The sequence below is a fragment of the Stenotrophomonas sp. Br8 genome (genome assembly GCF_014763005.1).
GTDB classification, from domain to species: domain Bacteria; phylum Pseudomonadota; class Gammaproteobacteria; order Xanthomonadales; family Xanthomonadaceae; genus Stenotrophomonas; species Stenotrophomonas lactitubi.
Genome location: NZ_JACGTN010000026.1, coordinates 20,411 through 32,599 on the forward strand (window position 1 = coordinate 20,411; position 12,189 = coordinate 32,599).

The window sequence follows — 12,189 nt, forward strand, 5'->3', positions numbered from 1 at the left end:
CGCCAGGGAGCGACGGCGCCGCCGCAGGCATGCGTGGCGGCCTGGTGGAGTTCGCCACCCGCCGTCGCGTCACCATCGCCATGTGCACGGTCACCCTGCTGCTGTTCGGCCTGATTGCGCTGGGCAACCTCAAGGTCAACCTGCTGCCGGACCTGAGCTATCCGACGCTGACCGTGCGCACCGAGTACACCGGTGCGGCGCCGACTGAAATGGAAACCCTGATCACTCAGCCGGTCGAAGAGGCCGTGGGCGTGGTCAAGAACCTGCGCAAGCTGAAGTCGGTGTCGCGCACCGGCCAGAGTGATGTGGTGCTCGAGTTCGCCTGGGGCACCAACATGGACCAGGCCAGTCTGGAAGTACGCGACAAGATGGAAGCGCTGAACCTGCCACTGGAAGCCAAGGCTCCGGTGCTGCTGCGCTTCAATCCCTCCACCGAGCCGATCATGCGCCTGGTGCTGTCGACCAAGGCCGCGCCTGCGACCGACGAAGAAGCGATCCGTGAACTGACCGGTCTGCGTCGCTATGCCGATGAAGACCTGAAAAAAAAGCTGGAGCCGGTCACCGGCGTGGCGGCGGTCAAGGTCGGCGGTGGCCTGGAAGACGAGATCCAGGTCGACATCGACCAGCAGAAACTGGCCCAGCTCAACCTGCCGATCGACACCGTCATCAAGCGGTTGAAGGAAGAGAACATCAATATTTCCGGCGGCCGTCTGGAGGAGGGCTCGCAGCGCTTCCTGGTGCGTACCGTCAACCAGTTCGCCGACCTGGAAGAGATCCGCAACCTGCTGGTCACCACCCAGGCATCCAATGGCAGCGCGGCCGACTCGGCGCTGCAGCAGATGTTCAACATCGCGGCCTCGACCGGCTCGGCTGCGGCGGTTGCTGCTGCGTCGGCTGCGCAGAGCGCTTCGTCCGGCGGCGCCTCCAGCGTGGTCGCCAACGGTGTGCCGGTGCGCCTGAAGGACGTGGCCACCGTGCGCCAGGGCTACAAGGAACGCGAAGCGGTCATCCGCCTCGGCGGCAAGGAATCGGTCGAACTGGCGATCTACAAGGAAGGCGACGCCAATACCGTTGCCACTGCCGAGGCGCTGCGCAAGCGCCTTGAGCAGATCAAGGCAACGTTCCCGGCCGATGCCGAACTGACCACCATCGAAGACCAGTCGCGCTTCATCGAGCACGCCATCGCCGACGTCAAGAAGGACGCGGTGATCGGTGGCCTGCTGGCGATCCTGATCATCTTCCTGTTCCTGCGCGATGGCTGGAGCACGTTCGTGATCAGCCTGTCGTTGCCGGTCTCGATCATCGCCACGTTCTTCTTCATGGGCCAGCTCGGGCTGAGCTTGAACGTGATGTCGCTGGGCGGTCTGGCACTGGCCACGGGCCTGGTGGTGGATGATTCCATCGTGGTGCTGGAGAGCATCGCCAAGGCGCGCGAACGCGGTCTGGGCATCCTGCAGGCTGCGATCGCTGGCACCCGCGAAGTGAGCATGGCGGTGGTTGCTTCCACCCTGACCACCATCGCGGTGTTCCTGCCGTTGGTGTTCGTCGACGGCATCGCCGGCCAGCTGTTCCGCGACCAGGCGCTGACCGTGGCGATCGCCATCGCGATCTCGCTGCTGGTGTCGATGACCCTGATTCCAATGCTGAGCTCGCTGAAGGGCCGGCCGCCGCTGGCGTTCCCGGAGGAAGCCGCGGCCGAGCCGTGGCAGCCGCAGAGCCGCTGGCAGAAGCCGGTCGCGCTCGGCCGTCGTGGTGTGATGGCAACGATGCGCTGGAGTTTCTATGCGCTGGCATGGTTGGTGGTGCGCCTCTGCCGCGGCGTGGCTGCAGTGGTCGGCCCGGTGATGCGCAAGGCCAGCGACATCGCCATGAAGCCGTACGCCGGTGCTGAGCGTGGCTACCTGCGGCTGCTGCCAGGTGCGTTGGCCCACCCCGGCAAGGTGCTGGGCCTGGCTGCACTGGCGTTCGTCGGCACGATGGCATTGGTGCCGATGCTCGGTGCCGACCTGATCCCGCAGTTGGCGCAGGACCGTTTCGAAATGACGGTCAAGCTGCCGGCCGGCACGCCGCTGAAGCAGACCGATGCGCTGGTGCGTGAACTGCAGTTGGCACACGGCAAGGGTGAAGGCGTGGCATCGCTGTATGGCGTCAGCGGCAGCGGTACCCGCCTGGATGCCAGCCCGACCGAGAGCGGCGAGAACATCGGCAAGCTGACCATCGTGATGGAAGGCGGCGGCAACCCGCAGACCGAAGCGGAGATCACCGAGCGCCTGCGCGACACCATGGGCCAACACCCGGGTGCGCAGGTGGACTTCGCGCGGCCGGCATTGTTCAGCTTCTCCACGCCGCTGGAGATCGAACTGCGCGGACAGGACATGGCCACACTGGAAGTGGCGGGCCAGCGCCTGGCGGCGCTGCTGCGTGGCAACGCGCACTACGCCGACGTCAAGTCGACCGTGGAAGAGGGTTTCCCGGAAATCCAGATCCGCTTCGACCAGGAGCGTGCCGGTGCACTGGGCCTGACCACGCGGCAGATCGCCGACGTGGTGGTGAAGAAGGTGCGCGGCGATGTGGCCACCCGCTACAGCTTCCGTGACCGCAAGATCGACGTGCTGGTGCGCGCACAGGAAACCGACCGTGCCAGCGTGGAGAGCATCCGCCGCTTGATCGTCAATCCGGGCAGCACCCGTCCGGTCACCCTGGACGCAGTGGCTGATGTGGTCGCCACCACCGGCCCGAGCGAGATCCATCGCGCCGACCAGACCCGGGTTGCCGTGGTCTCGGCCAACCTGCGCGACATCGACCTTGGCGCGGCCATGCGCGAAGTGCAGCAGATGGTGTCCGAACAGCCGCTGGGCGCCGGCGTGGGCCTGCACATCGGTGGCCAGGGTGAGGAACTGGCACAGGCAGCGAAGTCGCTGATCTTCGCCTTTGGCCTGGCGATCTTCCTGGTCTACCTGGTGATGGCCTCGCAGTTCGAGTCGCTGCTGCACCCGTTCGTGATCCTGTTCACCATCCCGCTGGCGCTGGTGGGCGCGATCCTTGCACTGATGCTGACCGGCAAGCCGATCTCGGTGGTGGTGTTCATCGGCCTGATCCTGCTGGTCGGCCTGGTCACCAAGAACGCGATCATCCTGATCGACAAGGTCAACCAGTTGCGCGAGGCCGGCGTGGCCAAGCAGGAGGCGCTGGTGGAGGGTGCGCGCTCGCGCCTGCGGCCGATCATCATGACCACGCTGTGCACGCTGTTCGGCTTCCTGCCGCTGGCGGTGGCGATGGGCGAGGGCGCCGAGGTGCGCGCACCGATGGCGATCACCGTGATCGGTGGCCTGCTGGTGTCGACGCTGTTGACCCTGCTGGTGATCCCGGTGGTGTACGACCTGATGGATCGCCGCGGTGATGCCTACTACCGCGAACGTGGCCGCAAGCATGCCGGTGAGGGTCTGCATGCCGCGCAGGGCAGCAGCGCGGGTGGGGAGGAACCGGCATGAGCATTGCCGAGTTCTCCATCCGTCGGCCGGTCACCACCATCATGTGTTTCGTGTCGCTGGTGGTGGTCGGACTGATTGCCTCGTTCCGGCTGCCACTGGAAGCGCTGCCGGACATCTCCGCACCGTTCCTGTTCGTGCAGATTCCGTATACCGGCTCCACCCCGGAAGAAGTCGAGCGGACCATCATCCGCCCGGTGGAGGAGTCGCTGGCGACGATGACCGGGATCAAGCGCATGCGTTCATCGGCAACTTCAGAAGCGGCGTCGATCTTCATCGAGTTCAGCGACTGGGACCGTGACATCGCCATCGCCGCATCCGACGCGCGTGAGCGCATCGATGCAATCCGCAGCGATCTTCCCGACGACGTGCAGCGCTACAACGTGTTCAAGTGGTCCAGCAGCGACCAACCGGTGCTGAAGGTGCGCCTGGCCAGTACCACCGACCTGACCACCGCCTACGACATGCTCGACCGCGAGTTCAAACGGCGTATCGAACGGATTCCGGGCGTGGCCCGGGTCGAGATCACCGGTGCGCCGCCGAACGAGGTGGAGATCGCGATTGATCCGAACCGCCTGAACGCCCACGGCCTGAGCATCAACGAGCTGAGTGATCGCCTGCGCACGCTGAATTTCTCGATCTCGGCCGGGCAGATCGATGACAACGGCCAGCGCGTGCGCGTGCAGCCGGTGGGTGAGATCACCGACCTGCAGGAAATGCGTGATCTGGTCATCAATGCCAAGGGCCTGCGCCTGGGTGACATTGCCGACGTGCGGCTGAAGCCGGCGCGCATGAGCTACGGCCGCCGCCTGGATGGCAATCCTGCCGTCGGCCTGGACATCTACAAGGAGCGCAGCGCCAACCTGGTGGACGTCTCACGCGGCGCGCTTGCCGAGGTTGAAGCGATCCGCGCGCAGGACTCGATGCGCGATGTGCAGATCAAGGTGATCGACAACCAGGGCAAGGCGGTGACGTCGTCCCTGCTGGAGCTGGCCGAGGCCGGCGGCGTCGGCCTGATCCTGTCGGTGACGGTGCTGTTCTTCTTCCTGCGCCACTGGCCGTCCACGCTGATGGTGACCCTGGCCATTCCGATCTGTTTCACCATCACCCTCGGCTTCATGTACTTCGCCGGCGTCACGCTCAACATCCTGACCATGATGGGCCTGCTGCTGGCCGTGGGCATGCTGGTCGACAACGCCGTGGTGGTGGTCGAGAGCATCTACCAGGAACGTGAGCGGCTGCCGGACCAGCCACGCCTGGCCTCGATCATCGGCACCCGCAACGTTGCCATCGCGCTCAGCGCCGGCACCTTGTGCCACTGCATCGTGTTCGTGCCCAACCTGTTCGGCGAAACCAACAACATCAGCATCTTCATGGCGCAGATCGCGATCACCATCTCGGTCTCGCTGCTGGCCTCGTGGCTGGTGGCGGTCAGCCTGATCCCGATGCTGTCCGCACGCATGGCCACACCGAAGCTGGTGCATTCGCAGACCGGCGTGATCGCGCGCCTGCAGCGTCGATACGCGCAGCTGCTGGACTGGTCACTGCACCATCGTGGCTGGAGCCTGCTGGGCATCCTGCTGGTGGTGCTGGTCAGCCTGGTACCGATGAAGCTGACCAAGATCGACATGTTCGGTGGTGATGGTGGCAAGGACATCTTCATCGGCTACATGTGGAAGGGCGCCTACACCTACCGGCAGATGTCCGAGGAAGTGGCCCGCGTCGAAGCCTGGGTCGAGGAGAACCGCGAGCGCCTGCACGTGCAGCAGGTCTATTCCTGGTACAGCGAACAGGAAGGCAGTTCGACCGTGGTCACCCTGGACGAGAAGTACGCCAAGGACATCAAGGCGCTGCAGGAGGAGCTGCGCAAGGGCCTGCCGAAGTCCGCGCGCACCGACTACTTCGTTGGCAACCAGGGCGGTGATGGCGGCGGCGGTGGCGGCAACCAGGGCGTGCAGGTACAGCTGGTCGGCGACTCCAGCGCGATGCTGCAGGAGATCGGCCAGGAAGTGCTGCCGCTGCTGGCACAGCGCACCGAGCTGCGCGATGTGCGTATCGACAATGGCGAGAAGGGCGGCGAGCTGAAAGTGCACGTCGACCGCGAGCGCGCGGCGGCGTTCGGCTTCAATGCCGAGCAGGTGGCCAGCTTCGTCGGCCTGGCGCTGCGCGGTGCGCCGATGCGCGAGTTCCGTCGTGGCGACAACGAAGTGCCGGTGTGGGTGCGCTTTGCCGGTGCCGAACAGAGCAGCCCCGAAGACCTGGCGGGCTTCAGCGTACGCACCGGCGATGGCCGCAGCGTGCCGCTGTTGAGCCTGGTCAGTGTCGACGTGGGTTCATCGGCGACCCAGATTGGCCGCACCAACCGCCAGACCACGCTGACCATCAAGGCCAACCTGGCCGAGAAGATCACCGCGCCGGACGGCCGCAAGGCCATGGAAGCAGTGCTCAAGCCGATGAACTTCCCGGCCGGCTACGGCTTCACCTTCGACGGTGGCGACTACGGCGATGACAACGAGGCGATGCAGCAGATGGTGTTCAACCTGCTGATCGCGCTGGTGATGATCTACGTGGTGATGGCCGCGGTGTTCGAATCGCTGCTGTTCCCGGCGGCGATCATGAGCGGCGTGCTGTTCTCGATCTTCGGCGTGTTCTGGCTGTTCTGGATCACCGGTACCTCGTTCGGGATCATGTCCTTCATCGGCATCCTGGTGCTGATGGGCGTGGTGGTGAACAACGGCATCGTGATGATCGAGCACATCAACAATCTGCGCCGGGGCGGGATGGGGCGTACCGAGGCGCTGGTCGAAGGCTCGCGCGAGCGTCTGCGCCCGATCATGATGACCATGGGCACAGCGATCCTGGCGATGGTGCCGATCTCGCTGACCGATACGCAGATGTTCGGCAACGGGCCGGAGTACTCGCCGATGGCGCGTGCGATTGCCGGTGGCCTGGCGTTCTCGACCGTGGTCAGCCTGCTGTTCCTGCCGACCATCTACGCGGTGCTGGATGACCTGCGCAATGCGGTGGTGCGCCTGATCCAGCGCGCCCGTGGGCTGGAGAGGGTAGAGCCGGGCGCTGCCCGGCTGTAATGCACAACACAACGTGTTTGTGGTGGGGGGAGACCGGTCGTAGTGGGGCGGTCTCCCCCGTTTTTTTGTTCGCGGGCCGGGTCAGGCCTTGCGCAGGAACCAGGTGCGACGCGTGTATTCGTGGCCGAAGTCGACATGCCTGAACCGCGCGATCTCACGTGGACCACGCCGGTAGTAGCGCCAGGGCGCCTTCTCTGCCGGAGGGGTCTGGCCATAGAAGACATCCATGTGGCCCACGGGCATCGACTTCGGTGTCACGTGCATGACCACGCTGCGACGCGTGCCGGCCGATGGGTGCGGGGCGCCGCCATGGAACAGCTGCGGGTGCCAGACGATCACGTCACCCGGCTGCACGTGCACTGCCTCCGGTTGCAGGCCAGCATCTTCGCACTGGCGTGCTACCGCGTCCTGATACGCCGTCCAGCCTTCCGGAGACATCGCGCTGACCGGCCCGTCGCCGAGGACTTTGCGGCGCAGTGCCTGCACGTCGATGGGCGGTAGCAGGTGGCTGCGCGGAACCACGCGCAGTGGGCCATTGCTGTCATCAACCGCGTCCAGTGCCGTCCACACGCCCATGTAGCGTTCACCCGGGGAAGTGCAGAACACCGGCGTATCGCGGTGCAACGACTGTTCCGATCCGCGCTCGTAGTAGAGGCTGGTGTAGAGCGTGGTGGGCTCGCCGAAGAAGCGGTCACAGACATCGATGGCCGGGTTGTCGGTAAGCAGGCGCGTCATCGCATCCACTACCAGGTGCAGATTGACAACCCGATACAAGCGCTTGTGATCGTCAAGGTTGCGCGACACCGACTTGGGATTGCGCTGCTTGAAGCGCGCGATGCGCTCGTTGATGTCTTCCACCAGTGCGGGCGCGATGGCCTGGCGCACCACCACGAAACCATCGCGCATCAGCGCATCGTATGCATCCATCGCTGTATTCCTTCCTTAAATGTCGACTATAGCCATGCGTGGCGAGACGTTACCCCGCCACCTTGCTCCACACCTTGCCTGCAGTCAGCCACAGGCCCAGCATGCTGCCCAGGTTGGTCAGCATGAAGGTCAGCACCACGCGGGTGACGCGGTTGCGGTACCAGCCCTTCAACGACTGCGCGTCATCACGCAGCTTGAGGAAATCCTCGTAGGTCGGCTTGCGCAGGCGCGCCTCCACCAGTGCCGAGAACGCACCGGTGGGGATGCTCAGGCGGAACGGCTTGAACGGCGCCACCACGATCGCGGTGAGGATGCTCAGCGGGTGGCTGCCGGCCACCAGACAGCCCAGGCCGGCCAGACCGCCGGTATACATCGCCCAGGTCGCCAGCAGTTCGGTGCCCACGCCCAATCCACCACGATAGAAGCCGACACCGATGCCGGTGGCCACGATGGCGAGGATCGCCAGGGTGAACCACGGGATGTTGCGCTTCTTCGGCACCGCTTCCAGCTGCTCGCGCAACGGCGCGGGCGCCTCGGTATCGGTTTCCAGGTAACGCGCCAGGCCGGCCAGGTGACCGGCACCGACCACCGCCAGCACTTCGCGCTGTTGCGGATCATGCGCTTCACGCAGACGTGTCGCCATGTAGCGGTCGCGCTCGCCGATGATCGTTTCGTACAGGGCCGGGCTCTCGCTGGCGAACTCGCCGAAGCTCGATTCCAGCATGTCACCCTGCTTCAGCTTCTCGATCTCGTCTTCGCCGACATCCTCGGACGAGAACAGGCCGGCGCCGAGCCCGGCCACCAGCTTCAGCTTGCCGAAGAAGCCCAGTCGCTGCGAAGCGCGGCGGAATGTCAGGCCGACTTCGCGGTCGATCAGGTGCACCGGCAGGTTGCGCTCGCGTGCCAGGTCCACTGCACGCTTCAGTTCGGCGCCCGGCTCGATGCCGAGCTGTTCGGCCAAGCGGCGCTGGTAGGCCGACAGCGCTAGGTTGGCGGCGAACAACGCGACGCGGCCCTTGCGGATCACTTCCACCAGGTCCAGTTTGGCCAGCGTGTCCGGGTCGCTCAGTGCCTGCAGGCGCTGCGGGTCCAGCTCGACGGCGACGGCATCGAAACGTCCGCTGTCGATGGCTTTTTCTACTGCCTCGACGCTGGCATGGGAGACGTGGGCAGTGCCCAGCAGGGTGTAGCGCACGCCATCGCGTTCGACCACGCGCACGGGCTGGCCGGCAAACAGATCGTCGCCGGTTTCGGGAAGGGTTTCGGTCATGGAATCATTCATTGGAAGGAGCGGAATCGGCGCCATCGCCGAGCGCGCGCTGCATCTGTACGGTGTCCAGCCAGCGGCCGTGCTTGCGGCCGAGGCCGCGGAACACGCCCACCAGCTGGAAACCGAAGCGTTCGTGCAGCTTGATGGAGGCAATGTTGGTCGGCTCGCCGATCACCGCCACCATCTGTCGATGGCCGCGCGCGGTGCAGGCATCGATCAGTGCCTGCAGCAGGCTGGTGCCGACGCCCCGGCCCTGGAAGCGTGCATCGACATAGACCGAGTTTTCAACGGTCCACTGGTAGGCGATGCGCGTGCGGTAGGTGTTGGCATACGCGTAGCCGGCAACCTGGCCGTCGACCTCGGCCACCAGGTAGGGGAAGCCGCGGTCGATGATGTCGCGCATGCGGCGCAGCATCTCGGCCTGGTCAGGAATCTCGTACTCGTAGGTGTTGACGAAGTCGGTCACTTCCACCGCGTAGATCGCGGTGATCGCAGCGATGTCGGCAGGGCCGGCATCACGGATGAGTACGGCCATGCGCGGGCTCCGGGTCAGTCGATGTAGCGCTTGAGCAGATCGCCGTAGGCGTCGATGCGACGATCGCGCAGGAACGGCCAGATGCGGCGCACGTGCTCGCTGCGTTGCAGGTCAACCTCACACATCAGGATCGTCGCGTCGGTGCCGGCTTCGGCCAGGAACTCGCCCTGCGGGCCCAGCACGTGGCTGTTGCCCCAGAACTGGATGCCCGAGGCGCCCAGCGGCGACGCTTCATGACCCACGCGGTTGCAGCTGAGCACCGGCACGCCGTTGGCCACGGCATGGCCACGGTGGCTCAGCACCCAGGCGTCGCGCTGGCGGGTCTTCTCGTCCTGCACGTCATCCGGATCCCAGCCGATCGCGGTGGGGTAGAGCAGCAGTTCAGCACCGGCCAGCGCCATCAGGCGCGCCGCTTCCGGGTACCACTGGTCCCAGCACACCAGCACGCCAAGGCGGCCGACCGAGGTGTCGATCGGTTTGAAGCCGATGTCGCCCGGGGTGAAGTAGAACTTCTCGTAGAAACCCGGGTCGTCCGGAATGTGCATCTTGCGGTACTTGCCCAGCAACGTGCCGTCCTTCTCGAAGACCACGGCGGTGTTGTGGTACAGGCCGGCAGCGCGGCGCTCGAACAGCGAGCCGACCAGCACCACGCCGTGCTTCTTCGCCAGCGCGCCCAGGCGCTCGGTGCTTGGGCCCGGGATCGGCTCGGCCAGGTCGAATTCATCGACCGATTCGTGCTGGCAGAAGTAGGGACCGTTGTGCAGTTCCTGCAGCAGCACCAGCTTCGCGCCCTGCGCCGCAGCGTCGGCAACACGCGCTTCGATCACCGCCAGGTTGGCGGCGGCATCACCGTGGTTGCGCTCCTGGATCAGGGCGACGGTAAGAGGGCTGCGCGAGTTCATGCGGGGCGATCCTGCGGGGGAAAACCCGCATGTTAACGCGGATGCGGCATGACAGCGTGTTGGCTGCTGAATGGTGCACGCAACCGGTAGCGCCGGGCCATGCCCGGCGGATTCTCCAGATGCCGCTGCGCTCGCCGGGCATGGCCCGGCGCTACCGCGTGGCTTTATGCCTTCAACAGCCCCGCGGGCAGCTGCATGGTGATGCAGTGCAGGCTGCCGTTCTGCCAGATCAGCGAGCGGCAGGGCACCTGCACGATCTCGCGGCCGGGGTGGGCCTGTGCCAGCACATCGCGGGCCAGGTCGTCGGCCGGGTCGCCATAGGCTGGCATCAGCACCGCACCGTTGACGATGAGGTAATTGGCATACGAAGCAGCCAGGCGGCGGCCTTCATCGATTACCGGCTTTGCCCACGGCAACGGGAACAGGCGGTACGGCTGGCCGTCGCGCGTGCGCAGTGCGGCCAGCTCGGCACCCATCGCCTGCAGTTCGGCGTAGTGCGAATCGCTGGCGTCGTCGCAGGCCTGGTAAACGATGCTGTCGGCCGAGGCGAAGCGGGCGAGGGTGTCGATATGGGCGTCGGTGTCGTCGCCTTCCAGATAGCCATGATCCAGCCACAGCACGCGTTCCTGCTGCAACCAGTTCGACAGGTCGGCGCTCAGGCTGTCGCGGTCACGGTCGGGATGGCGTTCGTGCAGGCACTTCCAGGTGGTCAGCAGGGTGCCTTCACCATCGGTCTCGATGCCGCCGCCTTCCAGTGCGAACGGAATGCTGCGCACCGTCGCGTCGTTGAACACGCCGGCCTGGTCGAGCACGCCGACCAGCTGGTCATCGAGGGTGGCATCGAACTTGCCGCCCCAGCCGGTGAAGCGGAAGTCCAGCAGCTGGAAGCTGCCGTCGGCGCGGCGCAGGGTGATCGGGCCCGAATCACGCAGCCAGGTATCGTCGTACGCGGCGGTGGTGAAGTGGACCTTGTCCATGTCGATGCGGTTGGAGCGCAGCCGCATCTCGGCATAGGTCTCCACGTCATCGTCGGCCACGCAGATCAGCACCGGCTGGAAGCGGGTGATCGCCGCAACCAGGGCGATGTAGGTCTCTTCCACCTGGCCCAGGCGCTCGGCCCAGTCGGTGTCGGCGGTGGGCCAGGCAATCAGGACGCCGCTCTGGGCTTCCCATTCGGCAGGAAAACGAAGGGTCTGGTTCATGGTCTCGCTACACGCGCCCGCCGGTGGCGGGCATGGGGGTCAACGGATCGGCGGCTTGGGGCCGATTTCGTTCGGATCCGCCTGGTTTGCCACCACGTCGATCACCTTCTGCTTCTCGAAGTAGACGGTGAACTGCGGGTACACCCAGCGGTGGATGGTCGGCCATTGCCGTTTCTGTCCGCCGCGCGGCTGCAGCTGCTCTGCCGGCGCGCCGAACTGGGACTGCACCTGCTGCATGCTCTGGCCGCGGACGGGCAGGGCGCCGGCCGGCTTTTCGCGGGCGCGGTCGACAAGCAGGGTATCGGCCAGCGCCGGGGTGGCGGCAGCCAGGGTGGCCAGTACGGCCAGGGTGCACAGGTAACGCGTCATCTCGATCTACTCCCCAGTGGTCAAGAACAGCGATTACAGCAAAAACGGCAGGAAAAAACCGCATAAACAAAAAACCGCCCGAAGGCGGCTTTTTGCATCGGGTCGGCCCCGCGTGGGGCCAGCCGCGGTCACAAGGACCGTTGGGCTTAGCGCTGACGCGCCTTGAAACGCGGGTTCGACTTGCAGATGACGAAGATCTTGCCACGACGACGCACGACCTTGCAGTCACGGTGACGGGCCTTCGCCGACTTCAGGGAGGACAGAACTTTCATGGCATACCTCGGCGTAAACAGTAGTTGTTCGGGTGGAGCGTGGCCGCGATATGCGAAAGACAATCGGCAGTTGACGCTCGTTCAAGCCCGCCATTCTACCGGGCTTTTCCCCATGGTTTCAAGTGGTTGCACAAA

General features: G+C 65.4%; 8 protein-coding genes and 1 pseudogene. 2 read left to right on the forward strand and 7 right to left on the reverse strand.

Going from position 1 to position 12,189, the window contains the following annotated elements; all coding sequences use genetic code 11:
* Nucleotides 1–35: 35 nt before the first annotated feature.
* Nucleotides 36–3,491, forward strand: a pseudogene (locus H3005_RS20235) (efflux RND transporter permease subunit); the annotation flags it as partial.
* A complete protein-coding gene (locus H3005_RS20240) occupies nucleotides 3,488–6,577 on the forward strand; it encodes an efflux RND transporter permease subunit (protein WP_100552304.1) in 3,090 nt (1,029 codons plus the stop codon). The pseudogene H3005_RS20235 and the gene H3005_RS20240, both read left to right, overlap by 4 nt.
* 81 nt (nucleotides 6,578–6,658) lie before the next feature.
* Here the strand turns inward: H3005_RS20240 and H3005_RS20245 are convergent, their stop codons facing one another.
* From H3005_RS20245 to ykgO, 7 genes are all read right to left on the reverse strand, one after another.
* Nucleotides 6,659–7,504, reverse strand: a complete 846-nt coding sequence (locus tag H3005_RS20245; RefSeq protein WP_100552305.1) for a phytanoyl-CoA dioxygenase family protein — start codon at nucleotides 7,502–7,504, stop codon at nucleotides 6,659–6,661.
* A 49-nt stretch (nucleotides 7,505–7,553) separates the two neighbouring features.
* Entirely contained in the window at nucleotides 7,554–8,786 is a 1,233-nt protein-coding gene (locus tag H3005_RS20250) for a TraB/GumN family protein (protein ID WP_165780972.1), read from the reverse strand.
* A complete protein-coding gene (locus tag H3005_RS20255; protein WP_100552307.1) occupies nucleotides 8,779–9,309 on the reverse strand; it encodes a GNAT family N-acetyltransferase in 531 nt (176 codons plus the stop codon). Before H3005_RS20255 ends, H3005_RS20250 begins: the two co-directional genes overlap by 8 nt.
* A gap of 14 nt (nucleotides 9,310–9,323) precedes the next feature.
* Nucleotides 9,324–10,211: a carbon-nitrogen hydrolase gene (locus tag H3005_RS20260; protein ID WP_025875046.1), complete on the reverse strand. Its 888-nt coding sequence runs from the start codon at nucleotides 10,209–10,211 to the stop codon at nucleotides 9,324–9,326.
* A gap of 164 nt (nucleotides 10,212–10,375) precedes the next feature.
* Entirely contained in the window at nucleotides 10,376–11,413 is a 1,038-nt protein-coding gene (locus tag H3005_RS20265; RefSeq protein WP_100552308.1) for an agmatine deiminase family protein, read from the reverse strand.
* 39 nt (nucleotides 11,414–11,452) lie between these two features.
* Entirely contained in the window at nucleotides 11,453–11,782 is a 330-nt protein-coding gene (locus H3005_RS20270; RefSeq protein WP_089240526.1) for a hypothetical protein, read from the reverse strand.
* Between the two features lie 146 nt (nucleotides 11,783–11,928).
* Nucleotides 11,929–12,054: a type B 50S ribosomal protein L36 gene (ykgO, locus tag H3005_RS20275; protein WP_005409283.1), complete on the reverse strand. Its 126-nt coding sequence runs from the start codon at nucleotides 12,052–12,054 to the stop codon at nucleotides 11,929–11,931.
* Between the last annotated feature and the right edge of the window lie 135 nt (nucleotides 12,055–12,189).

What these genes read in the sequence shown, in the direction of transcription:
- H3005_RS20240 (WP_100552304.1), top strand. Translation starts at nt 3,488, where the DNA reads ATGAGCATTGCCGAGTTCTCCATCCGTCGGCCGGTCACCACCATCATG.
- H3005_RS20245 (WP_100552305.1), bottom strand. Translation starts at nt 7,504, where the DNA reads ATGGATGCATACGATGCGCTGATGCGCGATGGTTTCGTGGTGGTGCGC.
- H3005_RS20250 (WP_165780972.1), bottom strand. Translation starts at nt 8,786, where the DNA reads ATGAATGATTCCATGACCGAAACCCTTCCCGAAACCGGCGACGATCTG.
- H3005_RS20255 (WP_100552307.1), bottom strand. Translation starts at nt 9,309, where the DNA reads ATGGCCGTACTCATCCGTGATGCCGGCCCTGCCGACATCGCTGCGATC.
- H3005_RS20260 (WP_025875046.1), bottom strand. Translation starts at nt 10,211, where the DNA reads ATGAACTCGCGCAGCCCTCTTACCGTCGCCCTGATCCAGGAGCGCAAC.
- H3005_RS20265 (WP_100552308.1), bottom strand. Translation starts at nt 11,413, where the DNA reads ATGAACCAGACCCTTCGTTTTCCTGCCGAATGGGAAGCCCAGAGCGGC.
- H3005_RS20270 (WP_089240526.1), bottom strand. Translation starts at nt 11,782, where the DNA reads ATGACGCGTTACCTGTGCACCCTGGCCGTACTGGCCACCCTGGCTGCC.
- ykgO (WP_005409283.1), bottom strand. Translation starts at nt 12,054, where the DNA reads ATGAAAGTTCTGTCCTCCCTGAAGTCGGCGAAGGCCCGTCACCGTGAC.